The following is a 23923-nucleotide window of genomic DNA, read 5'->3' as shown; positions in this document are numbered from 1 at the left end:
GTCTCCCCATGAGCACCCCCGGGCGATCGTCGACCGTCCGAGCGGGAGCACCGCGATCGAGGATCGTCGCGTGGGCGCTATGGGACTGCGGCGCAACCGGGATGAACGCGATCGTCGTCACGTTCGTCTTCTCGGTCTACCTGACCGGCCAGGTCGGTGCGGGCTTGCCAGGGCCTACGACGCCGGCGGCCTTGCTTGGTCACGCGTTGACGTTCTCCGGACTGGTGGTGGCCGTGTTGGCCCCCGCCACCGGGATCTGGGTCGATGCGGCGCACCGCAGGCGTCCGGTGCTGGCCACGTTGACGGGCCTGGCGGCCGCGCTGACGGCATCCATGAGCCTGATCCACGACGACCCCGCCTACCTGTGGGCCGGATTGGCGCTGCTGGCCTGCACGGCCGCATCCAGTGATCTGGCGACGGTGCCCTACAACGCGATGCTTCGCGACCTGTCGACCCCGGAGACGTCGGGCAAGATCTCCGGATTCGGTTCGGCGTCAGGGTATTCCGGTACCGTCCTGCTGCTGTTGCTGGTGTACTTCGGCTTGATCGCCGGCGACGGCGAGACTCGCGGACTGCTGGGAATCCCGGCCGCCGACGGCTGGCCCCAACGCCTGACGATGCTCCTGACCGCCGCCTGGTTCGTGGCCTTCGCGGTGCCGTTGCTCTCCCGCCGCACGGAGGCGCCTGAGGAGGTCGCGCCCCGGGTGGGCTTCCTGGGCGCCTATCGCAAGCTGTGGACGGAGCTCACCGATCAGTGGCGGCGCGACCACAACATCGTCTACTACCTGGTCGCCAGCGCGATCTTTCGCGACGGGCTGACGGGCGTCTTCACGTTCGGGGCGGTGCTCGGCGTCGCGGTGTACGGGGTGTCGCCTGCCGACGTGCTGCTCTTCGGTGTGTGTGCGTGCGTGGTGGCCGCGGTCGGGGCGGTGCTCGGGGGCCTGCTCGACGATCGGGTGGGGTCCAAGCCCGTCATCGTCGGATCGTTGTCCGCGATGATCGTCGTGGCACTGGCGCTGACGGCCCTCGACGGACAGCTCTCGTTCTGGATCTGCGGACTGCTGCTGTGCTTGTTCATCGGGCCCACCCAGTCCTCGGCACGCACGCAGATGCTGCGCATGACCACCGAGGGCAAGGAAGGCGTCGCTTTCGGGCTCTACACCACCACGGGACGAGCGGCCTCACCCTTCGCGCCGTGGATGTTCGCCACGTTCATCGCGATGTTCGGAACCGACCGGGCCGGCATGGGCGGACTGGTCACCGTTTTGGCGGTCGGACTGGTCGCGATGCTTCTTGTGCGGACACCGCGCCGTCGGGCTGCCTAACCCAGCGCGCCGCACACGGTCAGGCCCGCTCCGGTGCGGTTCACGACGACGTCGCCCGCGACGGTGATGGAGCAGGTGATTTGCCTGCCGAAGTTGATCACGTTGACGCTCGCCGACGACTCGGCCGGGGACGCCAGTTCGGCCTGTCGACTCCATGGCAGCAGCACGTTGAACTCCGTCTGCAGCACACCGCCGGTGTCGACGTAGGTGATGCTGATGGCCCGGCCGCGGCCGGACACCGTGTACACCACGGTCTGCGTCTCACCCGGCGTACTCGGCACGCCGGGGGTCGGCTCGATCGGGATCGGTATGGGCAACAAGGGCGGAGTGGGAGTGGTCGACGGCGGGCGTGACGTCGTCGGCGGACTCGAGGGACTGGTGAAGCTCGGCTCGGTCGGGATCAGCGGCGGCGCGACGACCACCTGCTGCTCGGTACTGCTGATGATCACCACGGCGATGACCAGCGCGAGCACCGTCAGCAGCGACCCCGCTGCCAGCACCCAGAGCCACCGGCGCGACGGCCCGCCGTCGGCTTGCGGTGGCTGCGCCTGCGCGCCGTCCGGTGACTGCGGTGGGCCGTAGAAACCCGTCTCGTAGGTATAGCCGTAGTCGTTCTGCGTGTACGCCGGAAGTTGCTGGGTGGGAGCGGGGACGCCCTGCGGCGGATACGACGTGCCGTACGGCGGCTGACTCGCGTAAGCGGGGTCGGAAGCACCCGGGTAGCCGTATGGAGATGGTTCGGCGGGCCCGGGCTCCTGCCGGTGTGGTGAATCGGTCATGCCCACCTCATGACTGCAGGGTACCTGCGCATCGGATCTTCGCCCGAGCACGCCGATTCGTGCCATTTCGGGTTCAAGATCGCGGGTTTACCTGAATTGTCTATCGGGTAAATACAGGCACGATGCCGAGCCGTAACGAAGGAGTTTGATCATGCGTGGTGGCGGAATCCTAGGGTTGGTTGTACTCGTCTGGCTGTTGGCGGGCGCGTATGCGGCCTATGACCGGGGCTACTTCAACAACGCCCAGAACAGCTGCGCGTCGGCGGCGACGATCGCGCTCAACGTCATTGCGGGCCCGCTGAATTGGGTGGGTGACATCAATCCGAAGACGGACTGCCACGTCGACGTCAACATCCCACCACCGAACAAGTAATCACGAAGGAGCTGTCATGGTTGCCATTGGAGTAATTCTCGTCATTCTCGGGCTGGTGTTCGGGGTGCCGATCATGACGTACATCGGCGTCGTCGCCCTGGTCATCGGGGCGGTGTTCTGGATACTGGGTGCCGCAGGCCACGCCGTCGGCGGCAGGCGAGTCTGGTACTAACGTCCGCGCGGTGAATTCAGTGCTGCGAGCGTCATCGCTCGCAGCACTGCGCGTGACGAGCCCGAGGCGACTCCCGGCTTGACCGCATGCGGTGTCGAGTTGAGCAGCCCGAAGGTGGCGTGCGCCATCAGCCGGGCGTCAGCCTCGTTGAGCGCACCATCGAGTTGGCGTAACACCTCCACCCACAGCTCGACGTACTGGCGCTGAGCCTTGCGTACCTGTCGTCTGGCCGGGTCGGGAAGGTGGCCGAGGTCGCGGTCCTGGATGCGGATGAGGTCGGACTCGTCGAACGCGAAGTCGAGGTGGAAGTCGATGAGCCCGTCGAGCGCGGCGGCGGGGGAGCAGGCGCGGCCGAGGACGTCGGTGGCCCCGGCCAATAGCCGCGTGCTGATGCCAACCAGCAGTTCGACGAGCAGCGCCTCCTTGTTGGGGAAGTGACGGTAGATCGCCGGTCCGCTGACGCCTGCCGCGGCGCCGATGTCCTCGAGTCGCACCGCGAGGAATCCGCGTTCGGCCACCAGTCGTTCGGCGGCCGAGATGAGTTGTGAGCGCCGGTCGGACTTGGCTCTGCTGCGGCGAGTCTCGGCGGGCTGGTTGACGGTCACAGGCCCGCTCCCGTCGCTCGGCTGTAGACAGTTCGGTTAATCGTGACTAACATACCACCAGTTAGTCGTCGTTAACTCAACCGAACGGGTTCAGCCCTTGACTACGCGGGTATCGCATCGGGATCAGCACCTGGAGTTGGTGGCGCAGCTGCGCACCAAACTGGCCACCGCCGCGCTCGGCGGTTCGGAGCGCGCTCGGGAACGCCACGTCAGCCGCGGCAAGCTGCTTCCAAGAGACCGGGTGGACGGCCTGCTCGACCCCGGCAGCCCCTTCCTCGAGTTGACGCCGTTGGCCGCCGACGGCATGTACGACGACGAGTGCCCCGGCGCCGGCCTGATCGCTGGCATCGGCCGGGTATCGGGCCGAGAGTGCATGATCGTCGCCAACGATGCGACGGTGAAGGGTGGCACCTACTACCCGATCACGGTCAAGAAACACCTTCGCGCGCAAGAGATTGCGGGCCAGAACCGGCTGCCGTGCATCTACCTGGTCGACTCCGGCGGAGCGTTTCTGCCACGCCAGGACGAGGTCTTCCCCGACCGCGAGCACTTCGGGCGAATCTTCTTCAATCAGGCCAACCTCAGCGCCCAGGGCATACCGCAGCTCGCCGCGGTGCTCGGGTCCTGCACCGCGGGTGGCGCTTACGTGCCCGCGATGAGCGACGAGGCCGTCATCGTGCGCAACCAGGGCACCATCTTCCTTGGCGGTCCGCCGCTGGTGAAGGCGGCGACCGGTGAGGTGGTGACCGCCGAGGAGCTCGGCGGCGGCGACTTGCACTCCAAGGTCTCCGGCGTCACCGACCACCTGGCGCACGACGACCGCGACGCGTTGCGGATCGTCCGGAACATCGTCGCGACGCTGGGTCCTCGAACGCCCACGCCGTGGGAGGTCACTTCGACCGTCGAAGCGATCGCCGACCAGACCGAGCTGTACGACGTGGTGCCCACCGACTCGCGGGTGCCTTACGACGTGCACGAGGTCATCACCCGCATCGTCGACGGGCCGGCCCCCGGCGCTCCGCTTGGCCAAGGCGGCGAGTTCTCGGAGTTCAAGGCCGAGTACGGAACGACGTTGGTCACGGGCTTTGCCCGAATCCACGGCCACCCGGTCGGCATCATCGCCAACAACGGTGTGTTGTTCGGCGAATCCGCCTTGAAGGGTGCACATTTCATCGAGCTCTGCGACAAGCGGTCCACCCCGCTGCTGTTCCTCCAGAACATCGCAGGCTTCATGGTCGGCAGGGACTATGAAGCCGGCGGCATCGCCAAGCACGGCGCCAAGATGGTGACGGCGGTCGCCTGCGCACGGGTGCCCAAGCTGACCGTCGTCATCGGTGGCTCGTACGGTGCGGGCAACTACTCGATGTGCGGCCGCGCATATTCGCCACGCTTCCTATGGATGTGGCCAAACGCCCGCATCTCGGTGATGGGCGGCGAGCAGGCCGCCTCGGTGCTCGCGACGGTGCGCGGCGATATGACGCCTGACGAGGAAGAAGCGTTCAAGGCCCCGATTCGCGAACAGTACGAGCACCAGGGCAACCCCTACTACTCCACGGCGCGACTGTGGGACGACGGGGTCATCGATCCGGCCGACACCAGAACGATTGTGGGCCTAGCGCTTTCCGTCGTCGCACAGGCGCCCCTGGAGCCTGTGTCCTACGGCGTCTTCAGGATGTGATGATGACTTCCAAGAGCTTCGATACCGTCCTGGTCGCCAACCGTGGGGAGATCGCCGTTCGGGTCATCCGCACGTTGCGCGCCATGGGAATTCGCTCCGTTGCGGTCTACAGCGACGCCGATGCGGGCGCCAGGCACGTCGCCGAGGCCGACGTCGCCGTCCGCATCGGTCCTGCGCCGGCCCGGCAGAGTTACCTGGACATTTCCAAAGTCGTCGGTGCCGCGGTCCGCACCGGCGCGCAGGCCGTGCATCCGGGATATGGATTCCTTTCGGAGCAGGCCGACTTCGCTGCCGCGCTGGCCGAGGCAGGCATCGTGTTCATCGGGCCGCCCGCGCACGCCATCGCCACCATGGGCGACAAGATCACGGCGAAGGCGGCCGTCGCGGCGTTCGGGGTACCGGTGGTGCCAGGCATCTCCCGGCCCGGACTGACCGACGACGACCTCATCGACGGTGCCGCCGAGGTCGGTTTCCCCGTGCTGGTGAAGCCGTCCGCAGGCGGGGGTGGCAAGGGCATGCGCATGGTCGAGCGCCCCGCCGACTTACCGGCTGCGCTCGTCTCCGCACGCCGCGAATCCGCTGCGGCCTTCGGCGACGACACGCTGTTTCTGGAGCGGTTCGTGTTGGTGCCCAGGCACATCGAGGTTCAGGTGCTTGCCGACGCGCACGGCAACGTGATCCATCTTGGGGAGCGCGAGTGCAGTCTCCAGCGCCGCCATCAGAAGGTCATCGAGGAGGCGCCGTCGCCGCTGCTGGACCCGGCCACCCGCGCGCGTATCGGGGCTGCCGCCTGCGACACCGCCCGCAGCGTCGACTACGTGGGCGCGGGCACAGTCGAATTCATCGTCTCCGCGAAGCAGCCCGACGAGTTCTTCTTCATGGAGATGAACACTCGGCTACAGGTCGAGCACCCGGTCACCGAACTGGTGACCGGAGTCGACCTCGTCGAACTTCAGGTACGCATCGCGGCAGGGGAGCGGCTTCCGTTGGCGCAGGACGACGTCGCGCTGACAGGTCACGCCATCGAAGCGCGGGTATACGCCGAGGATCCGGCGCGCGACTTCCTGCCGACGGGTGGCACGGTGCTCGAGGTCGTGGAGGCGCGCACGGCTAGAGTCGATTCAGGCATCTACGCCGGAACCGTGGTCGGCAGCGACTACGACCCGATGCTCGCCAAAGTCATTGCGCACGCCGCCGATCGGCCCGCCGCGTTGACGGCGCTGGACCGCGCGCTGGCCGAGACCGCGGTTCTTGGAGTCACGACGAACGTCGACTTCCTGCGCTTCCTGCTCGCCGACCCCGACGTGATCGAGGGCGCCCTTGACACGGGCCTGCTCGACCGACGGGTTGGCGACTACCCGGCACCGACTGCCGGCGATGACGAGTTCGCCGCCGCCGCGGCGTACCGATGGCTGCGGAACTTCGAGACGGCCACCGACGACCCGTGGTCGGTGCCATCCGGGTGGCGGATTGGCGAGCCCGCGGCCACCGTGTTCCGGTTGCGGTCGGGTGAGCGCATCGACCACACCCTGATCACGGGTATCCCCGGGGCCGCCACCGTAACTGTCGAGGGCGGTGAAACCCGTTCGTTGACAGCGACTCTCGATGGCGACGCGTTGACCGTCACGTTGGATGGGTTGCGTGCCCGGTACCGGGTCGCTGACTCCGATCACCAGGTCTGGCTCGCCGGCGACGACCGCGTCACGCTCGTCGAAGAGGTGCGCGAAGCGCCAGTGCGGCCCGACGACGAGCACAGCGGCGACGCGGAACTGGTCAGCCCCATGCCGGGTTCGGTGGTGGCCATCGGCGTCCAGAACGGGGTCACGCTCGCGGCGGGCACCGTCGTCGTCACCGTCGAGGCGATGAAGATGGAACATGCCCTGTCCGCGCCCGTGGACGGCGTCGTCGAACTGTTCGTCGCCGTCGGCGACCAAGTCAAGGTGGGCCAGCCGCTGGCCCGGATCACTGTTGCAACCGAGGAGCCCAGTCATGAGTGACTTCTTGTCCACCGGCACCCTGCCGGACCACTACGAGCAGCTGGCGAAGACGGTCCGCGACTTCGCCAAGACCGTGGTCGCCCCGGTAGCGGCCAAACACGATGCCGAGCACTCGTTCCCGTACGAGGTCGTCTCCGGCATGGCCGACATGGGGCTGTTCGGATTGCCCTTCCCCGAGGAGTACGGCGGCATGGGTGGCGACTACTTTGCGCTGTGCTTGGCCCTTGAGGAACTCGGGAAGGTCGACCAGAGCGTGGCCATCACGCTGGAGGCCGGGGTGTCGCTGGGCGCAATGCCGGTGTACCGCTTCGGAACTGACGCGCAGAAACAGGAGTGGCTCCCGTTGCTGGCGAGTGGCAAGGCCCTTGGTGCGTTCGGTCTGACGGAGGCGGGCGGTGGCACCGACGCTGGGGCCACCAGGACCACCGCCCGATCGGATGGGTCAACTTGGGTTATTAATGGTTCCAAGCAGTTCATCACGAACTCGGGCACCGACATCACCAAGCTGGTCACCGTCACCGCGGTGACCGGGGAGGCCGACGGCAAGAAGCAGATCTCGTCGATCCTGGTTCCCGTGCCCACCGAGGGGTTCACCGCCGAACCCGCTTACGACAAGGTCGGCTGGAACGCCTCGGACACTCACCCGCTGAGCTTCGACGACGTGCGAGTACCGCAGGAGAACCTGCTGGGCGAACAGGGTCGGGGATACGCGAACTTCCTACGGATTCTCGACGAGGGCCGCATCGCGATCGCTGCGCTGTCGACGGGCGCCGCGCAAGGCTGCGTCGATGAATGCGTGAAGTACGCCAAGGAGCGCGAGGCGTTCGGTGCGGCCATCGGGACCTACCAGGCGATCTCCTTCAAGATCGCCAGGATGGAGGCCCGCGCGTACACCGCTCGCACCGCCTACTACGACGCGGCGGCACTCATGTTGGCGGGCAAGCCATTCAAGAAGGCCGCGGCGATTGCGAAGCTGGTGGCCAGCGAGGCTGCGATGGACAACGCGCGCGACGCCACGCAGGTGTTCGGCGGCTACGGATTCATGAACGAGTACCCGGTCGCGCGACATTACCGGGACAGCAAGATCCTCGAGATCGGGGAAGGCACAACGGAAGTGCAACTCATGCTGATCGCACGCGAGGCGGGCCTGTGAGCGAGAAGAAGATCATCACCCAGCGCGGGCTCTGGTTCGAGGAGTTCGAGCCAGGGGTGCTGTACCAGCACCGGCCGGGCCGCACCATCACCGAAGCCGACAACGTGTTGTTCACCACCATGACGATGAATACGCAAGCGCTGCACCTGGATGCCGCTTTCGCCGACGCGCTGCCGCCGTTCAATCAGCGGTTGGTGAACTCGATGTTCACCCTGTCCACGCTCGTCGGCCTTTCGGTGGCGCAGCTGACGCAGGGCACCATCGTCGGCAATCTGGGCTTCGGCGAGGTCGCGTTTCCCAAGCCGCTGTTCCACGGTGACACCCTGTACGCCGAGACGGAGGTGACCGAGAAGCGAGAGTCCAAGAGCCGCCCGGGGGAGGGTATCGTCACCTTCTCGCACATCGGACGCAACCAGCACGGTGACGTCGTCGCGACAGCGTCGCGAAAGACCATGGTGCGCAAGCGTCCTGCGGAGGAGGTCTCCTAATGGCATTAGGCAATAACGGGCCAGGTTGGCTGTTCTGCCCGGCCGACCGGCCCGAGCGCTTCGAAAAGGCAGCCGCCGCAGCCGATGTGGTCATTCTCGACCTCGAGGACGGCGTCGCGGCGAAGGACCGCGAGGCTGCGCGCGCCGCATTGATCGCAACGCAGTTGGACCCCAGGAGAACGGTAGTGCGGGTTAATCCCGTCACGACGCCCGATCACGAACTGGACCTGAAGGCGCTGGCGCGCACCGACTACGGCACCGTAATGCTCGCCAAGACCGAAACCGCCGATCAGGTTTCATCGCTGGCTCCACTGGACGTCGTCGTCCTCGTCGAAACTCCGCTGGGGGCATTGGCTGTCACCGAGACCGCGCGGGTCGACAATGCATTCGCCGTGATGTGGGGTGCGGAGGACCTGTTCGCAGCGACGGGTGGCACGGCAAACCGCTGGCCCGACGGTAGCTATCGCGACGTCGCTAAACACGTTCGGTCCCAGGCGCTATTGGCGGCCAAGGCGTACGGGCGGATCGCACTCGATTCGGTGTACATCGACATCAAGGACCTCGATGGGTTACGCGCCGAAACCGACGACGCCGTCGCCGTCGGCTTCGATGCCAAGGTCGCCATCCATCCTTCTCAGGTCGCGGTGATCCGGGCCGGTTACTCGCCTACCGAGGACGAGGTCGAGTGGGCGCGGGCCGTGCTCGCACGGGCCAGCGACGAGCGTGGTGTCTTCCAGCACGAGGGTCTGATGGTGGACATGCCGGTGCTGCGCCGCGCCGAGCGCATCGTCGCGTTGGCGCCGACGGGCTGACGATTCACCGCGAGGCGCGTCGCCTCGCCCTGAGATAGCGATACTTCGTACCGATCCGGCAACGCCCCTCGATGTCGATTTCGGGCGCGACACGACCTTGCCGCGTTTGCGGGTGCACGTCGTGTATTCGCGTTCGGGCGCATAATGGTGAAAGCCCCAGTGCTGCGACGAGCAGAGCTCATCGTCGCGTTGGCTGCCCCACCCCGGCAGCCAACGTGCAGGCCTCCCACCAGAGGTTTTGCTCTGATCGCCTCCGTGCTGAGCACCTCAGTCGCCTGACGTCGCAACCCGTCGTCAGTGACCCAAGGAGGCGGTATGGCCGGTTCTATTCAGGCACCCACGACGTCGATCGACGTTGAGATGGAGCCGATTCAACTGGTGGCGCCCGACGGGACGCCTACCCCGGAAACCCGGTACCGCCGAGACCTACCGCCTGAGACGCTGTCCTGGCTCTACGAGTCGATGGTCGTCACTCGCGAGCTAGACATCGAGTTCGTCAATCTTCAGCGCCAGGGCGAGCTCGCGCTATTCGCGTCGTGCCGCGGTCAAGAGGCCGCCCAGGTCGGTGCGGCGGCGGCCCTGCGCAAGACCGACTGGCTGTTCCCGCAGTACCGCGAACTCGGCGCCTTCCTGGTGCGCGGCATATCGCCCGCCCAGATGGGTGCGGTGTGGCGTGGTCGATGGCACGGCGGGCTCGAGTTCACCAAGAAGTGCTGTGCCCCGATCTCGATCCAGATCGGCACTCAGGGACTGCATGCGGTCGGTGCGGCGATGGCCGCCGAACGGCTGGGCGAGGATTCGGTGACGGTCGCGTTCATCGGCGACGGGGCCACGTCCGAGGGAGACGTGCACGAGGCGCTGAACCTGGCATCGGTGTTCAAGACGCCATGCGTGTTCTACGTGCAGAACAACCAGTTGGCCATCTCGACGCCGACGAGTCGCCAGCTGGCGGGTCCGTCGATTGCGCACCGCGCGATCGGGTATGGCATGCCGGGCATTCGGGTGGACGGCAACGATGTGCTCGCCTGCTACGCGGTGATGGCCGCGGCCTCCGCCCGGGCCCGCGGTGGGGGAGGTCCCACGCTGATCGAGGCGCTCACCTATCGGATGGGGCCGCACACGACGTCTGATGACCCTACCCGCTACCGCACCGAAGACGATGTCGAGCATTGGCGGGCAAGGGATCCCATCAGTCGGTACCGCACGTATCTCGAGTCCGTCGGAGTGTGGAGCGAGCGACTCGAGGAGCGCACCGCGACGCGGTCGGCGCGGCTGCGGTCCGAACTGCGCAGGGCGATGATCGAAGAACCCGACATCGACGTAACGGAGGTGTTCGACACCGTCTACCACGACATCACTCCCGAGTTGATGCGCCAACGCGACGGGCTAGCAGCCGAATTGGCGAAGGAGGCGTGAAATGACACAACTCATCGAAAGACCGTTCGGATTCGACGACGACGCACCCGAGCCCGAGCGGCCGTTGGTGTCAACGGTTCCAGCGACCACGACGTCCACGATGGCGCAGGCGATCAACCGCGCGCTGCACGACGCGCTGGCCGCCGACGATCGGGTGCTGGTGTTCGGTGAGGACGTGGCCAAGCTCGGTGGGGTGTTCCGCGTGACCGAAGGGCTCGCCGACACGTTCGGCGACGCAAGGTGCTTCGACACGCCACTGGCGGAATCCGCGATCATCGGCATCGCGATCGGAATGGCGATCCGCGGGTTCATACCGGTGCCGGAGATCCAGTTCGACGGGTTCGCCGCGCCCGCATTCGACCAAGTCGTCAGCCACCTCGCCAAGTACCGGGCGCGCACCAGGGGTGACGTCGACATGCCGGTCACCATCCGCATTCCTTCGTTCGGTGGAATCGGTGCGGTAGAACATCATTCGGAGTCCACCGAGTCCTACTGGCTGCACACCGCGGGGCTGAAGGTGGTGGTCCCGTCGACGCCCTCCGATGCGTACTGGCTGTTGAGGTATTCGATCGCCGAGCGTGATCCGGTGATCTTCCTCGAGCCCAAGCGCCGTTACTGGATGCGAGAGTTCGTCGACACCGGCGCGCCCGCCGCGCCGATCGGACGCGCAGCGGTGCGCAGGCCCGGCGACGACGTCACGGTCATCACCTACGGATCCTTGGTGCCCACCGCGCTGAACGCGGCTGAGATGGCCGCCGACTCGTACGGGCTCGAGGTCATCGACTTGCGTTCGTTGAACCCGTTGGACTTCGACACCATCGCGGACTCGGTGCGCAAGACCGGCCGCGCGGTGGTGATGCACGAAGGTCCGCGCACGCTGGGCTTCGGCGCCGAGCTCGCGGCGCGCATTCAGGAAGAGCTGTTCTACGACCTCGAGGCGCCGGTCCTGCGCGCCACGGGATTCGACACTCCCTACCCGCCGGCGCGGCTCGAGAAGCTCTGGTTGCCTGGTGTCGACCGATTACTGGACTGCGTCGAGAAGGCGATGAGTCAGCCATGACCGAGGTGCGCGACTTCCTAGTGCCCGACCTCGGTGAGGGGTTGGAAGATGCCACCATCACCGGGTGGCAGGTCGCAGTCGGTGACGAAGTCGCATTGAACCAGGTGCTCTGCACGGTCGAGACCAACAAGGCCGAGGTAGAAATCCCCAGCCCCTACGCAGGTCGCGTCGTCGAACTCGGTGGCGACGAAGGTCAAACGCTGTCCGTTGGAACGACATTGGTGCGCATTGCGACGGACGTGGCCGCCAGTCCCGCTCCGCGGCAGCCCGTGCTGGTGGGCTACGGCACCGACGCCAGGATGGACGTCACCAGGCGGCCGCCTCCAACGAGTCGACCCCGCGCCAAACCGCCGGTCCGCAAGCTCGCCTCCGAACTCGACGTCGACATGGCCACCGTGTCACCGGGTTCGGGCCCCGACGGCATCGTCACGCGAGCTGACGTCCTTGCGGCGGCTGGGCCGCGGCCGGACGACACCGTGGTCGGTGGGGTCCGGCTGGAGATGGCGCGCCGGATGGCGCTGTCGCGTAGGGAGATCCCCGATGCGCATGCCTCGGTGCAGGTCGACTGCACTCGGCTGTTGCAATTGCGCGACCGGTTGAGTGAAGCCGCCACCGAGCCGATCACCCCGTTCGTGCTGACGTTGCGGTTGCTGACCGTGGCGCTTGTTCGGCACCCGATTCTGAACTCGACGTGGGTGGACACCGTGGACGGCCCGCGGATCCACGTCCACCCGGCCGTCCACCTCGGCATCGGAGTAGCGGCGCCCCGCGGGCTACTGGTGCCCGTCGTCACCGACGCGCAGCAAAGGACCACCCGTGAGCTCGCGGCGGTAGTCGCGCGATTGATCGCGGACGCTCGGGCGGGCACGCTGAAACCCGTTGAATTGCAGGGCTCTACGTTCACCGTGTCGAATTTCGGGGCGTTGGGCCTCGATGAGGGCGTGCCGGTGCTCAACCACCCGGAGGCGGGCATCCTCGGGATGGGTGCGCTGAAGCCACGCGCCGTCGTGGTCGACGGCGAGGTCGTCGCGCGCTCGACGATGACGCTCACGTGCGCGTTCGATCACCGGGTCGCCGATGGGGCCCAGGTGGCCGCGTTCCTGTGCGAGCTTCGCGACCTGGTCGAGTCGCCAGAACTGGCGCTACTCGACCTCTAGCACGGGGCTATTTGCGTTTCTGGGCGGCGGCCAGGCGCGCCGCGAACTCCGGGGACTCGATGGAGGTGGCCTGTGGGCCGAGCTCGACGTCCACGGCGATGCGGTGCTGCTCGGTGTCGACGGTGCCGGGATTGGCGGTCGCCCGCATCGAGGCCTTGGTGGCGATGACCACGTCGCGCGGTGCGGACGCGGGTCCGGCCGCGAGTTCGCGGGCGGCCGCCACGGGATCGTCGGCGACCTGCAGCGCCAACCCGTGTCGGACGGCTGACTCGGCGTCGAAGCGCATGCCGAACAAGAGCGCCGCCCGCGCCACCTGCGGCCCGACTGCGCGTTGCAGCATCCAGGTGGCGCCGCCGCCGGGATGGATGCCGAGCTTCTGGAAGCGGGGGTCGAACATCGCCGCGGGCCCCGCGATGCGCACGTCGGCGGCCAACGCCAGGTTCAATCCTGCGCCGACGGCAGGACCGTTAACGGCGGCGATCGTTGGCAGGGTGCACTGTGCAACGGCGAGGAAGCCGTCGTAGATCACCCGCAGCCCGTCCTCGGCGGCCTCGCCGAGCGCGGTGAGGTTGGCGCCCGCGCAGAACGCCTTGCCTGCCCCGGTCACGATCACGGCGTGAACCTCGGGGTCGGCCTCGACCCCGGTGACCGCGGCGCGCAGCGCCGCCGAGCTCTCCGCGGTGACGGCGTTGCGCCGATCGGGGTCGTTGACGGTGATGACGGCGACGCGGTCTTCGACGTGCACGAGTACCAGTTCAGACACGGTGCCCAGCGTAGTGACCGCGTGTTCGGGACCCCGGTGCAGGGCGTTACTTGAGCATGCTTCCCGCGTCAATGGTGACGGGAAGTCCGGTGACATAGCGCGATTCGTCGGATGCCAGGAACAACACCGCGTTGCTGATGTCCACCGGTTCGACCCAGCCGATGGGCAGGACGTGCATGAACTGTGCAGCGACCTTGAGATCGTCGGGGCCAGGGTTCTTCAGGTCCGGGCGAAACAGTTTCATCGTGCCCTCGTTCATGAACATCGGCGTGTTCACGTTGGTGGGATGCACAGAGTTGACCCGAATGAAGTGCTGCCCCAGTTCGACGGCGAACGTGCGCATCAGTCCGACGACCCCGTGCTTGGCGGCAATGTAGTGCCCGGTGTGGGGATAGGCCTTTAGGCCGCCAACCGAACTAGTCAGGATGATGGATCCGCCGTTGCCGCCGGAGATCAGATGGGGGACAGCGGCTTTGACCGTCTTCCAGACTCCCGACAGGTTGACGCCGATCATGTCGTCCCAGTCTTCCTCGCTGGTCTTGTCGAGAGTCTGACCGCCGTTCCCGATGCCGGCGTTCGCGACGATGACGTCCAACCGACCCAACTGCTCGACGCCGCTGTCGACCGCGCGCTTGAGCGCATCGAAGTCACGCACGTCGACCTCCGCGGTCACGATGCGCCTGTTCAGGCCCTTGACGAGATCGGCGGTATGGGCCAGGTCATCGGGGGTCGACGGTGCGATCTGACTGTTGGCACTGATCGGCCCGCAGACGTCGACCGCAATGATGTCGGCGCCTTCCTCGGCCAGTCGCACCGCGTGGCTGCGCCCTTGCCCGCGCGCCGCGCCCGTGATGAATGCGACCTTTCCTTCGACTCGACCGGTCATGTGCACCTCGCTGTCTGCAGCCATCGGCGCCGATGATGTCGGGCGTCGATACCGACCATAATTGGTCGATCGATCAGTAACGTAGGCAATGACGGCGTGGGGTGTCAACCATCGCCGAAGGACCCGCGGCGCGAGCACTGGCCAATTGAACCCCGCCGGCCGCGACTGTCTGCGGGGCTAACTCGGCGGCGCTGCGGTCGCTGCGAACGTCTTCAGCAGGCCCATCTGGCGTTCGACGAACGCGCGGAGTTCGTCGTGCCCGCGGGTGACGCCGACGGCGGTTTCATTACACAAGCTGCGCGCAGTCTGGGCGATCAGCATCGAAATAGCGACCGGGGGATAGTCGTCGAGGTCGATTCCATTTGCGCGCAGCACGACGGTGACAGCCGCGGTTTCGATGTCGCGTACCCGTTCGGCGAAGGCGGCGAGCTCGGTCTGAATCACCTTGCGGTGGTTGGCCAATGCCATGAACTCGGTATTCAGGCCGGTCCGGCGGGAGTCGCTGTTGATCGACCACAGTGCACGCAGTGGGTCGTCGTTGGTGAGCGCAGATCGCATCTCGTCGAGCGAGACTTCCGCGCCAGCGCGCAGTACCTCGACGAACAAGTCGTCCATCGTCGGAAAGTAGTAGTAGACGAGTGCTTGTTTGACACCGGCGTCGGCCGCTACGCGTCGCGACGTGGCAGCGGCGTAGCCCTCGTCGCGCATGATCCGAGCCGTTGACTCGATGAGGCGTTTCCGGGTGCCGCCGTCGTCGGATTTCGACTTTCGTGGCGTCGCCATTCAGAACTCCAGCCATGAAGGGGTTGACCACGAGTTTCGGATCGTGCTAAACATGCGCTACCTTAACATTTGATCGATCGATCAGTAATCGTAGTAGCTTCGCCATCATGGGAGTCGAACACGTGACCGTTGACCGCCATCCCGTCGATTTCCGGTTTCCGCGCCTGGTTCGCGCGGAGTCGACATCGTGACGCGGCGCAGGGGAATACGGGTGGATCCGCACTTATGCGAGGGCCATGCGCTGTGTCTCGAGATCGCGCCCACGGTGTTCGACCTGGGCGACAGCGACGTCGCCACCTGCTCGCGGTACCCGGCCGACGACGTCTGGGACAAGGTGCTGGCGGCCGTCGATGCGTGCCCGCGCGGGGCTATCAGCGTCACTGAGGACTAACAGCTCACCGAATTCAGAAGCCCCAAGCACACCGAAAGGACCGCACGTCGATGACCGACCTGGCATCCGTCGACTACTTCTCCGATCAGGCCGTCAGCCAAGATCCCTACGAGTACTACGAGTACCTGCGCGGGCAAGGCCCGGTCTTTACCGAGCCGCGCTACGGCGTCGTCGCCGTCACCGGCTACGCCGAGGTGATGGCGGCGTTCAAGGACCACGAGTCCTTCTCGGCGGTGAACGCGATCGGCGGGCCGTTTCCGCCGTTGCCGTTCACCCCCGAAGGCGACGACATCACCGAGCAGATCGAGGCACACCGGCATCAGTTCCCGATCTTCGAGCACATGGTGGTCATGGATCCGCCCGCCCACGAGCGGGCCCGCTCGCTGCTGAGCAGGCTGCTGACCCCACGACGGCTCAAGGAGAACGAGGACTACATGTGGCAGCTGGCCGACAGCCAGCTGGATCAGTTCATCGCCAACGGTCATTGTGAGTTCCTGTCCGAGTACGCAAGGCCTTTCGCCACCTCTGCCATCATCGACCTGCTCGGTGTCCCCGCGGGCGACCGGCCGGAGTTCCTCGCGGCGCTGGGAGCTGACCATCGGCCCGGCGGCCAGGTCGGCTCCCTCGACGGTGCTCCGGTGGGACGCGACCCGCTGAGGTATCTCGACGACAAGTTCGCCGGCTACCTCGCTGAGCGCCGACGTGAACCCGTTGGAGACGTGCTCAGCGGGATGGCCGCGGCCCGGTACCCCGATGGCACTACACCGGAACTGATCGAAGTCGTGAAACCCGCCACCTTCCTCTTTGCCGCCGGGCAAGAGACCGTCACCAAACTGCTCAGCGCCGCTGTGCAGGCGTTGGGCGAACGACCGGAATATCAACAGCTTCTGCGCGAGCACCCCGACCGCATTCCGACGTTCATCGAGGAAGCGTTGCGGATGCACTCACCGACGAAGGTCGACTTTCGGCTGGTCCGCAAGACCACGACACTTGGTGGCGTCCGTCTTCGCGCAGGCACGATCGTGATGCTGTGCCTCGGCGCAGCCAACCGCGACCCGCGAAAGTTCGACGATCCCCAGGAGTTTCATCCAGACCGCAAGAACGTGCGCGAACACATCGCGTTCGGTCGCGGCATTCACACGTGTGCCGGCGCACCCTTGGCGCGGGTCGAGGGTCAGATCACCGTCCGCAGACTGTTGGATCGCATGCGCGACATCAGGATCGACGAATCCTTCCACGGCCAGGCGGACAGTCGGAGCTACTCCTACGAACCCACCTTCCTACTGCGGGGTCTCACCGAGCTGCACATCGAGTTCACCGCCCGCAGCTAGCAGGTCCGTTGATCCAAATCCGCACGTCCAGTGCCCCTTTCCGCCCTAACGACAGGAGCCCCCAGTGACTGCCATGGCACGGGCTACCGGGGTCGCGACGAGCCTGGCGCTCGCCGTGGTCGCCACGATGTTGGCACCCGTCGCGAACGCCGGAGCCATGCGCGTCGGAAATTATGAGGTCGTGACCGACCGCTGGAACGATCACACGTGGATCTGGGAGGTGCTGCATTCCTGCGGCGCACCAGATTGCGGCACCAAGCTCGTCGATCCGGTTGTGGCTCCAGCGACGACGACGTTGAACGTCGTCGCCATTCCGCGCCCATTGAAGAGTCAACGATTTCAGCAGAATGCGTTCTACGCCAACGGCGGATACACGCTCACCGTCGACGTGCCGGATGGAGTGCGCTGCATCGGCTACAACCTGCCGTCACACGACGTGTACTCGTGGGACGGCACGACACTCGCAGGCACCATCGAGTCGACATATGACGCAGGCTGCTACGGCGGACCAGGCGGCACCGATACGTATACCTTTGCTCTGCAACGGTATTGACCGGCTCAGGTCATCCCGATTCGGATGTTCTTGACCTGTTGGAATTCGTGCAGGCCTTCGATGCCGCCGGTGCGGCCGAATCCGCTTTGCTTGTATCCGCCGTACGGGCCCTGCGGCGCGATGTCGCTGAAGGTGTTGATCCACACCGAACCAGCTTCGAGGCTCCTGGCGACGCCGTGGGCGCGTTTGAGCTCCCTGGTGTGGACGAACGCATTCAATCCGTATGGAGTGTCGTTGGCAAGGCGCACCGCTTCGGCATCATCGCCGAATCTGATGACGGACACGACCGGGCCGAATGTCTCGGTTTGCGCCAGCGTAGACCCGTTGTCCACGTCGTCGAAGACGGTGGGTTCGAGGAAGTAACCCTGCGCGAGTTCACCGCCCATACGCGTGCCGCCGGTCAGCAGACGCCCTGCATTCGTGCCCACCGCGCACTCGACCGTATCCAGGATGCGGTCGGCCGATGCCTGGCTGATCACCGGCCCGAACGTCACGGACGGATCGAACGGGTCGCCGACCTTCGCGGCGTGCACGACCGCGAGGAACTTCTCGACGAACGCATCGTGCACTGAGTCGTGTACGAGAATCCGGCTTGCGCACGCACAGCTTTGGCCGGATTGCATCAGGGGGCCCTGGTGTGCCGAAAGCATCGCGGCCGCATCGAGATCCGCGTCGCCAAAGACGATGTTCGCCGACTTCCCGCCGAGCTCGGCGACCACCGGAGTGAGGTTGGTGGCCGCGGCTCGAACCACGGCGCGGGCGGTGTCACCGCCGCCGGTGAACCAGATCTTGCGGATGCCGGGGTGCCGCACCAGCGCGTCGCCGCCTTCGGCGGCTGCGGGAACGACGTTGACGAGTCCTGGCGGCAGACCCGCTTCGACGCACAGTTCGCCGAAGCGGAGCGCGGCGAGCGGCGCGAGTTCGGAAGGCTTGAACACCACTGCGTTGCCGGCCGCCAGTGCCGGTGCGATGCACGACCCGGCGACGACGAGTGCTCCGTTCCACGGCGCCACGACGCCGACGACGCCATACGCTTCCCGCTCGACGAGGTTGACGTCGAACGAACCGTTGACCGGTGTGCTCGTCCCGTGCGGCTTGTCGGCGTATCCGGCGAAGTGGCGCAAGAATCGTTCGAGGAGCACGGCATTGCCTGCGAAGGACAACGGCACTGCGTAGTCGTGCACGTTGAGCGCGGCGAGTTCGCCGAGATGTTCGTGCACAATGTCGGCGACGTCGATCATCAGGTCCCGACGCCTATCCACAGTCAGCGCAACCCATTCGCGCTGCGCATCCCTCGATGACGCGACCGCGTGATCGATCTCCGTGGCGCCTGCGAGGGTGACGGTCGCGTTGGGTGTCCCGGTGGCGGGAAAGATGTGCTCGTGCAGACCTCCCGACGATGCGGTGACCCGGTCCCCGCCGATGAGGAGCCCTGCCGGCAGCTCGGTGACCGGAGCGGTGTAGCTCATGACGCGGTGGCTTCGGCACGCCATTCGTCGAGCACGCGCTGCTTCTGTTCGTCGATCACCTGGTTGAGGTGTGACGCCTTGGGCCAACCGTAGTAGGCGGCGAAATGCAATGCCAGTTCGTCCATTTCGTCGAACGAGATGTCGCGGCTCTTCAGCGCGGCGTAGACGTGACTCATGATGGGATACTGGGCGTCCTGGAACGCCACGCACGCCACTGTCACCAGTCGGCGTTCCTTCATGCCAAGCCCAGGCCGGAGCCACATCTCTCCGAAGACGAAGTTCAGGATTCCCGCCCCCTGATAGGGGTTGTCGCGGACGGGCGCGTACGGCAGACAGTTGATGTCCTTGAACGACTGCTCTCCAACCGCGAGCCGGGCGGCTGGCTCGCTTGGCGTGGTCAGCGGGAGTAGCGGCGCTGAGGGAGGGACGGACTGCCCACGCTCCTGGTGAATGCGCTCCCATTGCTCGTCGACGACCATGTTGAACCACGACGCCTTCGGCCAACCTGCGTACACCGCGAAATGAAGTACGGTTTCCCGCATTTCGGTGATGCTGACGTCACCGCTGTTCAGTGCTGCGTACACGTGGTCGCGGAGCGGCGCATCGGCGTCGGCGGCCGCCACGCAGGCCAGCGTGACGAATCTGCGGTCCCGCCGTGTCAACGTCGGACGCTGCCACACTTCGGCGAACACGAAGTCGATCAGGTTGGCCGTTACCGGAGTGTGGTCCGCCGGGGCAGCGAAGGTCATGACCTCGGCGAAGGTGCGTCTGCCGCGTTCGGTGCGCTCGGTTTCGAAGGTCGTCATGCGGTTCGCTTTCTGTTCGGGCTGCGGTATCACCGGAGCGTCACGCCGGCATCGACCTTGAATTCGAGTCCGGTCACATACCGGGATTCGTCAGAGACCAGGAACAGCACGGCGTTGCTGATGTCGACCGGCTCGGCCATCACGACCGGCATCGCGTTGAGGAAGATCGGGACCAGATCGGGCCGCGTCTCGGCCAGCAATCCGTGCAGTGAGTCCGGTCGCATCCCGGTTTCCACACCCGTCGGGTGCACGGTGTTGACCCGAACATTCACCGCGGCAAGCTCATTGGCCAACGCCCGGCTCAACCCGACCACGCCGTGCTTGGACGCGGTGTAGGGGAGGTGTAGTGGAGTGCCCTTCAACCCGGCTGCCGAGCTGATGTTGACCAGGCTGCCACCACGCTCCACCAAGTGCGGCAGCGCGGCAGAACAGGTGTTCCACGTGCCGATCAGGTTGACGTCGAGCACGGTGTGCCACTGTGCCGATGTGGTGGTGTCCCACGTGCCGACGGTGAGCACGCCTGCGTTGGCCACGGCCGCATCGAGGCCGCCCAATCGCTCGACCCCGTCGTCGACAGCGGCCGTCATTGCTGCCGCGTCGCGTACGTCGACGACGTGCGAGACTGCCCTGCGCCCGTGCTTCTCGACGAGCCGCACCGTCTCCTCGAGGTCTTCCCTTGTGGCGAGCGGATATTCGACCTCGGGCAGGGACTCGCAGATGTCGACGAGGATGACGTCGGCACCTTCTTCGGCGAGCCTGACTGCGTGGCTGCGACCCATTCCGCGAGCGGCGCCGGTGACCAGAACCCGTTTGCCCGCAACCCGTCCGGTCATAGCTTGTTGCAGAATCCGGCGTCGACCGGGAACGTCACGCCGGTGACGTACTTGCCCGCGTCGGATACCAGGTAGGCGATCGCCGCACTAATGTCTTCCGGCTCAAGCAGTCCGACTGGCATCGGGTTCTGCAGATGAGGTCCGCCGTCGGGATAGTTCTCCAGGAACGACGTCATGGCAGGGTTGACGGCCATCATCGTATTGACGGCGGTGGGGTGCACGGTGTTGACCCGGATGCTGTTGGGGGCAAGCGCATTCGCCAGCGTGCGCATCAGGCCGACAATGCCGTGCTTGGATGCGGCGTAGCCAAGGCCCCCGCCCTGTAGGCCGCCAAATCCCCTCAGTCCTGCCGTCGAACTGGTGAGCACGATCGACCCGCCGCGGCCACCGGCGATGAGGTGCGGGATGGCCGCCTTGGCGGTGTGGAATGCGCCAACCAGGTTGACGTCGAGCACGTCCGTCCACTGCTCGAGGTCTTCTTCAATCGTCAACTCGCGGAAGGCCATCGACGCGATGCCCGCATTTGCGCACACGATGTCCAGGCGGCCGAAGTGCTCGACTCCGGTGTCGAGTGCGGCCTTCAACTGATGGAAGTCGCGGACGTCGGCGATCGAGGCCAGCATCTTGCCGCCCTTTTCTTCCACCAGCGCGACGGTTTCATCCAACTCGTCACGGCTGGCCATCGGGTAGCCGTTCGATGCGATGTCGGCGCAGATGTCGACGCCGATGATGTGGGCACCGTCGTCGGCGAGCCGTATTGCGTGGCTGCGACCCTGGCCGCGTGCCACCCCCGTGATGAACGCGACCTTGCCGTCCAAAGAACCCATCAATCCTCGCTTCGTTGCGTGGGCCGGCTGCCAACCGACCAGATGCTGAGTAACCGTGTTACACCAGCTACGGTAACCTGGTTACTCAACGACGGCAAGGGCGGCTAGTGCGATGGTGAAATCTGGCGATTCATCCGCCCGACGCGACGATCCGTTGCTCGACGTCGTGGTCGAGATCCTTGAGACCGACGGGTACGACGCCGTGCAACTGCGCGAAGTCGCTCGCCGTGCCAGGACCTCATTGGCCACCATTTACAAGCGATATTCGACCCGAGACGAACTCATTCTGGCTGCGCTCGAGGCCTGGATGGAGGAACACCGCTACTCCAATGTGGTGCCACCGCCGCGCGCGCCCGACAGTTCGCTCTACGACGGTCTCATGGCGCTGTTTCGAATGATCTTCGAACCGTGGGAGCAGCACCCAGGAATGCTGGCTGCGTTCTTTCGCGTGCGGTCAGGACCGAGCGGCGCGAAGCTGTTCCGTCGCGGTCTGGAGATCGTGGTTCCGGCCGCATCAGAAGTGCTTGCCGATGTCGACGAGGGATTCATCTCCGACTTCAATGCCGCCATGCTGAGCCTCGTTTACGGGCTGATGGGCAGATTCTCGGCTGGGGAGCTCGCCATCACTGAGCTCCTTCCCGCGATTGACCGCACCGTGTTCTGGCTTGCGGGCGGGTACGAAGCTTCTGATGCACGGCGTGCGTCAGGTCGCCGCAGCTCGACGGTGTGACCGACTGACTCAGCCCGCCGCGTTGGCTCTCAGCGTGGGGCACCTGCCGTTTTCGTCGACCGCGAGCTCGAAGTGCCAGTTCTCGTTGGCGTAGATCTGGCAGAGCCCGAACTCCGCGCCGTTGCGGATGAGCCAGTCGGAGACACCCGCGCCCGTGACGTCGACCGCCTCGCCGAGGACGTGCTTGGAGCCCTCCGGCGACGCGACGAACTGCTGCGCGACATCGACGCTGCCGTACTGACGCACGGCGTCGGCAAAGAGCCGCTGTTGGAACCCCTTTGAGCGCCAGCCAGACGTCAGGGCGATGTTGACGCCCTGGCTCGCCGCGGCCCGAGTGGCGTCTTGAACGGCCCTCAGCAACAGCGGGTCGAGCCGGGTGATGGGCTGGCTGACGGTGTCGAACGGGCTGAACGTCTTGCCGTCTGGCAGCCAGCCGCTCCAGGTGTCGACGCCGGCCGAACCGATGGTCATCGCGTCCGGGGTTTCAGAGGCTGCGCCGGTCGGAGGCGTGGTCGCCGCGCCGCCGATGACGAGCGCTTGCGGTGCCACGTTCGACGCCACCACCGGTACCTGGCCTTGGGAGCCGGTCGAGGAGTCGCTCGGGCCGGGGAATGACTGGGTGGTGGCTGCCGGCGCGCAACTCACCACCGTGGTGGTGGCCGCCGCGACGAGCATGACCTCGGCAAACCATCGTTGTGCCACGTGGTTGCCTCCGATCTGCACTCGTCGCTCCGCCGTCGGCAAAGGTGTCCGCCATTAGATTCTCCCTTGCCCTGGCCGAGCACTGCGCGGCGGAGCAGGATGGGCGGGTGGACATCTCCTCGAGCACAGCTCTCGTGACAGGCGCCAACCGTGGACTCGGTCGGCATTTCACCTCCGAACTTCTGCGCCGCGGTGCGAAGGTTTACGCGGGCGCACGCGATCCCGGTTCGGTCGACGTCGACGGCGCCATCCCCGTCGCGGTGGACATCACCGATCCTGACTCGGTGGCCGCCGCAGCCGAGGCGGCAGGCGACGTGACCCTGCTGATCAACAATGCTGGCATCGACCGCAGCACGAACCTGCTCACCGGCGACCTCGACGGCGCTCACCAGGAGCTCAACACCAACTACTTCGGCACGCTGTCCGCGATCCGCGCGTTCGCTCCGGTGATCGCGGGCAACGGTGGTGGAGGCATCCTCAACGTGCTCTCGGTGCTGTCTTGGCTGAGCCTGCCGGGCCTCAGCGGGTACTGCGCCTCGAAGTCGGCGGCCTGGTCGATGACGAACGCGGTGCGCGCCGAACTGGCCGACCGCGGAATCGTCGTGACGGCACTGCATGTCGGCCTCATGGACACTGACATGGCGGCCGGCCTCGATGGGCCCAAGTCCAATCCCGCCGACGTCGCGGCGCTCGCCGTCGATGCCATCGCCGCGGGCGCCTATGAGGTGCTCGCCGACGACATGAGCCGCGGGGTGCAGGCCGGACTGGCGAAGGGCGTCGCGGGCGTCTACCCGCAGTTCGCAGGCTGAGCCTCCACCGTCGAACGGGAATCGA

General features: G+C 66.1%; 26 protein-coding genes. 16 read left to right on the top strand and 10 right to left on the bottom strand.

Going from position 1 to position 23923, the window contains the following annotated elements; translation table 11 throughout:
* Positions 1–8 precede the first annotated feature (8 nt).
* On the top strand, positions 9–1325 hold the full coding sequence (locus SLQ30_RS18310) for an MFS transporter (RefSeq protein WP_319447955.1): 1317 nt from the start codon (positions 9–11) through the stop codon (positions 1323–1325).
* Here SLQ30_RS18310 and SLQ30_RS18305 read toward each other — a convergent pair.
* Positions 1322–2104, bottom strand: a complete 783-nt coding sequence (locus SLQ30_RS18305) for an MmpS family transport accessory protein (RefSeq protein ID WP_319447956.1) — start codon at positions 2102–2104, stop codon at positions 1322–1324. The genes SLQ30_RS18310 and SLQ30_RS18305 overlap by 4 nt on opposite strands.
* A gap of 151 nt (positions 2105–2255) precedes the next feature.
* Here SLQ30_RS18305 and SLQ30_RS18300 point away from each other — a divergent pair, with 151 nt between their 5' ends.
* Both SLQ30_RS18300 and SLQ30_RS18295 read left to right on the top strand, forming a co-directional pair.
* Positions 2256–2477 carry a hypothetical protein gene (locus tag SLQ30_RS18300; RefSeq protein WP_319447957.1) on the top strand — a complete coding sequence of 74 codons (222 nt, stop codon included), beginning with the start codon at positions 2256–2258 and terminating at the stop codon, positions 2475–2477.
* A gap of 16 nt (positions 2478–2493) precedes the next feature.
* Positions 2494–2649 carry a DUF6131 family protein gene (locus SLQ30_RS18295; RefSeq protein ID WP_319447958.1) on the top strand — a complete coding sequence of 52 codons (156 nt, stop codon included), beginning with the start codon at positions 2494–2496 and terminating at the stop codon, positions 2647–2649.
* Here SLQ30_RS18295 and SLQ30_RS18290 read toward each other — a convergent pair.
* Positions 2646–3254 (bottom strand): TetR/AcrR family transcriptional regulator, encoded by a 609-nt coding sequence (locus SLQ30_RS18290; RefSeq protein WP_319447959.1) that lies wholly within the window; start codon positions 3252–3254, stop codon positions 2646–2648. The two genes, SLQ30_RS18295 and SLQ30_RS18290, sit on opposite strands and share 4 nt — an antisense overlap.
* A gap of 97 nt (positions 3255–3351) precedes the next feature.
* On the opposite strand from SLQ30_RS18290, the gene SLQ30_RS18285 reads away from it, so the two are divergent.
* The 8 genes from SLQ30_RS18285 (at position 3352) to SLQ30_RS18250 (ending at position 13015) form a co-directional block, all read left to right on the top strand.
* The gene (locus SLQ30_RS18285; protein WP_319447960.1) at positions 3352–4932 is read left to right on the top strand and encodes a carboxyl transferase domain-containing protein; all 1581 of its coding nucleotides are present in this window, start codon (positions 3352–3354) and stop codon (positions 4930–4932) included.
* A 2-nt stretch (positions 4933–4934) separates the two neighbouring features.
* A complete protein-coding gene (locus tag SLQ30_RS18280; protein WP_319447961.1) occupies positions 4935–6929 on the top strand; it encodes a biotin carboxylase N-terminal domain-containing protein in 1995 nt (664 codons plus the stop codon).
* Positions 6922–8082, top strand: coding sequence for an acyl-CoA dehydrogenase family protein (locus SLQ30_RS18275; protein WP_319447962.1), 1161 nt, complete (start codon positions 6922–6924; stop codon positions 8080–8082). Before SLQ30_RS18280 ends, SLQ30_RS18275 begins: the two co-directional genes overlap by 8 nt.
* Positions 8079–8570, top strand: a complete 492-nt coding sequence (locus tag SLQ30_RS18270; protein WP_319447963.1) for a MaoC family dehydratase — start codon at positions 8079–8081, stop codon at positions 8568–8570. The genes SLQ30_RS18275 and SLQ30_RS18270 overlap by 4 nt, the downstream gene beginning before the upstream one ends.
* Complete coding sequence (locus tag SLQ30_RS18265; RefSeq protein ID WP_319447964.1) at positions 8570–9382, top strand: CoA ester lyase; 813 nt, start codon at positions 8570–8572, stop codon at positions 9380–9382. The genes SLQ30_RS18270 and SLQ30_RS18265 overlap by 1 nt, the downstream gene beginning before the upstream one ends.
* Before the next feature lie 315 nt (positions 9383–9697).
* Positions 9698–10798, top strand: a complete 1101-nt coding sequence (pdhA, locus tag SLQ30_RS18260) for a pyruvate dehydrogenase (acetyl-transferring) E1 component subunit alpha (protein ID WP_319447965.1) — start codon at positions 9698–9700, stop codon at positions 10796–10798.
* Position 10799: 1 nt separating this feature from the next.
* A complete protein-coding gene (locus SLQ30_RS18255; RefSeq protein WP_319447966.1) occupies positions 10800–11858 on the top strand; it encodes an alpha-ketoacid dehydrogenase subunit beta in 1059 nt (352 codons plus the stop codon).
* Positions 11855–13015, top strand: coding sequence for a dihydrolipoamide acetyltransferase family protein (locus SLQ30_RS18250; RefSeq protein ID WP_319447967.1), 1161 nt, complete (start codon positions 11855–11857; stop codon positions 13013–13015). The genes SLQ30_RS18255 and SLQ30_RS18250 overlap by 4 nt, the downstream gene beginning before the upstream one ends.
* A gap of 7 nt (positions 13016–13022) precedes the next feature.
* Here SLQ30_RS18250 and SLQ30_RS18245 read toward each other — a convergent pair whose 3' ends face one another.
* From SLQ30_RS18245 to SLQ30_RS18235, 3 genes are all read right to left on the bottom strand, one after another.
* Positions 13023–13778, bottom strand: a complete 756-nt coding sequence (locus SLQ30_RS18245) for an enoyl-CoA hydratase (protein WP_319447968.1) — start codon at positions 13776–13778, stop codon at positions 13023–13025.
* 46 nt (positions 13779–13824) lie between these two features.
* Positions 13825–14664: a mycofactocin-coupled SDR family oxidoreductase gene (locus tag SLQ30_RS18240; protein ID WP_319448009.1), complete on the bottom strand. Its 840-nt coding sequence runs from the start codon at positions 14662–14664 to the stop codon at positions 13825–13827.
* A gap of 177 nt (positions 14665–14841) precedes the next feature.
* Positions 14842–15447, bottom strand: coding sequence for a TetR/AcrR family transcriptional regulator (locus tag SLQ30_RS18235; protein ID WP_319447969.1), 606 nt, complete (start codon positions 15445–15447; stop codon positions 14842–14844).
* A gap of 187 nt (positions 15448–15634) precedes the next feature.
* On the opposite strand from SLQ30_RS18235, the gene SLQ30_RS18230 reads away from it, so the two are divergent.
* The 3 genes from SLQ30_RS18230 (at position 15635) to SLQ30_RS18220 (ending at position 17722) form a co-directional block, all read left to right on the top strand.
* On the top strand, positions 15635–15838 hold the full coding sequence (locus SLQ30_RS18230) for a ferredoxin (RefSeq protein WP_319447970.1): 204 nt from the start codon (positions 15635–15637) through the stop codon (positions 15836–15838).
* 50 nt (positions 15839–15888) lie between these two features.
* Positions 15889–17169 (top strand): cytochrome P450, encoded by a 1281-nt coding sequence (locus SLQ30_RS18225; RefSeq protein ID WP_319447971.1) that lies wholly within the window; start codon positions 15889–15891, stop codon positions 17167–17169.
* 73 nt (positions 17170–17242) lie between these two features.
* Complete coding sequence (locus SLQ30_RS18220; RefSeq protein ID WP_319448010.1) at positions 17243–17722, top strand: hypothetical protein; 480 nt, start codon at positions 17243–17245, stop codon at positions 17720–17722.
* 5 nt (positions 17723–17727) lie between these two features.
* Here SLQ30_RS18220 and SLQ30_RS18215 read toward each other — a convergent pair whose 3' ends face one another.
* The 4 genes from SLQ30_RS18215 to SLQ30_RS18200 are packed head-to-tail and all read right to left on the bottom strand — an operon-like array spanning position 17728 to position 21657.
* Complete coding sequence (locus SLQ30_RS18215) at positions 17728–19191, bottom strand: aldehyde dehydrogenase family protein (protein ID WP_319447972.1); 1464 nt, start codon at positions 19189–19191, stop codon at positions 17728–17730.
* Entirely contained in the window at positions 19188–19997 is an 810-nt protein-coding gene (locus SLQ30_RS18210) for a carboxymuconolactone decarboxylase family protein (protein ID WP_319447973.1), read from the bottom strand. Before SLQ30_RS18210 ends, SLQ30_RS18215 begins: the two co-directional genes overlap by 4 nt.
* A 29-nt stretch (positions 19998–20026) precedes the next feature.
* Positions 20027–20830: a mycofactocin-coupled SDR family oxidoreductase gene (locus SLQ30_RS18205; protein ID WP_319447974.1), complete on the bottom strand. Its 804-nt coding sequence runs from the start codon at positions 20828–20830 to the stop codon at positions 20027–20029.
* Positions 20827–21657 carry a mycofactocin-coupled SDR family oxidoreductase gene (locus tag SLQ30_RS18200; RefSeq protein WP_319447975.1) on the bottom strand — a complete coding sequence of 277 codons (831 nt, stop codon included), beginning with the start codon at positions 21655–21657 and terminating at the stop codon, positions 20827–20829. Before SLQ30_RS18200 ends, SLQ30_RS18205 begins: the two co-directional genes overlap by 4 nt.
* Positions 21658–21769: 112 nt before the next feature.
* On the opposite strand from SLQ30_RS18200, the gene SLQ30_RS18195 reads away from it, so the two are divergent.
* The gene (locus SLQ30_RS18195) at positions 21770–22387 is read left to right on the top strand and encodes a TetR family transcriptional regulator (RefSeq protein ID WP_319447976.1); all 618 of its coding nucleotides are present in this window, start codon (positions 21770–21772) and stop codon (positions 22385–22387) included.
* Positions 22388–22396: 9 nt separating this feature from the next.
* Here the strand turns inward: SLQ30_RS18195 and SLQ30_RS18190 are convergent, their stop codons facing one another.
* Complete coding sequence (locus SLQ30_RS18190) at positions 22397–23110, bottom strand: D-alanyl-D-alanine carboxypeptidase family protein (protein ID WP_319447977.1); 714 nt, start codon at positions 23108–23110, stop codon at positions 22397–22399.
* A gap of 86 nt (positions 23111–23196) precedes the next feature.
* On the opposite strand from SLQ30_RS18190, the gene SLQ30_RS18185 reads away from it, so the two are divergent.
* Positions 23197–23898, top strand: a complete 702-nt coding sequence (locus SLQ30_RS18185) for an SDR family oxidoreductase (protein ID WP_319448011.1) — start codon at positions 23197–23199, stop codon at positions 23896–23898.
* Positions 23899–23923 lie beyond the last annotated feature (25 nt).

The sequence above is a fragment of the Mycobacterium sp. RTGN4 genome (assembly GCF_033804635.1).
In the GTDB taxonomy this organism is placed as follows: Bacteria; Actinomycetota; Actinomycetes; order Mycobacteriales; family Mycobacteriaceae; genus Mycobacterium.
Note: the sequence above shows the minus strand (reverse complement) of the source record. Positions and strands in the feature narration are given on the sequence as shown.

Bases quoted from the DNA above. Each gene is read 5' to 3' on its own strand.
- SLQ30_RS18310 (WP_319447955.1), top strand. From the start codon at position 9: ATGAGCACCCCCGGGCGATCGTCGACCGTCCGAGCGGGAGCACCGCGA.
- SLQ30_RS18305 (WP_319447956.1), bottom strand. From the start codon at position 2,104: ATGACCGATTCACCACACCGGCAGGAGCCCGGGCCCGCCGAACCATCT.
- SLQ30_RS18300 (WP_319447957.1), top strand. From the start codon at position 2,256: ATGCGTGGTGGCGGAATCCTAGGGTTGGTTGTACTCGTCTGGCTGTTG.
- SLQ30_RS18295 (WP_319447958.1), top strand. From the start codon at position 2,494: ATGGTTGCCATTGGAGTAATTCTCGTCATTCTCGGGCTGGTGTTCGGG.
- SLQ30_RS18280 (WP_319447961.1), top strand. From the start codon at position 4,935: ATGACTTCCAAGAGCTTCGATACCGTCCTGGTCGCCAACCGTGGGGAG.
- SLQ30_RS18275 (WP_319447962.1), top strand. From the start codon at position 6,922: ATGAGTGACTTCTTGTCCACCGGCACCCTGCCGGACCACTACGAGCAG.
- SLQ30_RS18265 (WP_319447964.1), top strand. From the start codon at position 8,570: ATGGCATTAGGCAATAACGGGCCAGGTTGGCTGTTCTGCCCGGCCGAC.
- pdhA (WP_319447965.1), top strand. From the start codon at position 9,698: ATGGCCGGTTCTATTCAGGCACCCACGACGTCGATCGACGTTGAGATG.
- SLQ30_RS18255 (WP_319447966.1), top strand. From the start codon at position 10,800: ATGACACAACTCATCGAAAGACCGTTCGGATTCGACGACGACGCACCC.
- SLQ30_RS18250 (WP_319447967.1), top strand. From the start codon at position 11,855: ATGACCGAGGTGCGCGACTTCCTAGTGCCCGACCTCGGTGAGGGGTTG.
- SLQ30_RS18240 (WP_319448009.1), bottom strand. From the start codon at position 14,664: ATGACCGGTCGAGTCGAAGGAAAGGTCGCATTCATCACGGGCGCGGCG.
- SLQ30_RS18235 (WP_319447969.1), bottom strand. From the start codon at position 15,447: ATGGCGACGCCACGAAAGTCGAAATCCGACGACGGCGGCACCCGGAAA.
- SLQ30_RS18225 (WP_319447971.1), top strand. From the start codon at position 15,889: ATGACCGACCTGGCATCCGTCGACTACTTCTCCGATCAGGCCGTCAGC.
- SLQ30_RS18220 (WP_319448010.1), top strand. From the start codon at position 17,243: ATGGCACGGGCTACCGGGGTCGCGACGAGCCTGGCGCTCGCCGTGGTC.
- SLQ30_RS18215 (WP_319447972.1), bottom strand. From the start codon at position 19,191: ATGAGCTACACCGCTCCGGTCACCGAGCTGCCGGCAGGGCTCCTCATC.
- SLQ30_RS18210 (WP_319447973.1), bottom strand. From the start codon at position 19,997: ATGACGACCTTCGAAACCGAGCGCACCGAACGCGGCAGACGCACCTTC.
- SLQ30_RS18205 (WP_319447974.1), bottom strand. From the start codon at position 20,830: ATGACCGGACGGGTTGCGGGCAAACGGGTTCTGGTCACCGGCGCCGCT.
- SLQ30_RS18200 (WP_319447975.1), bottom strand. From the start codon at position 21,657: ATGGGTTCTTTGGACGGCAAGGTCGCGTTCATCACGGGGGTGGCACGC.
- SLQ30_RS18195 (WP_319447976.1), top strand. From the start codon at position 21,770: ATGGTGAAATCTGGCGATTCATCCGCCCGACGCGACGATCCGTTGCTC.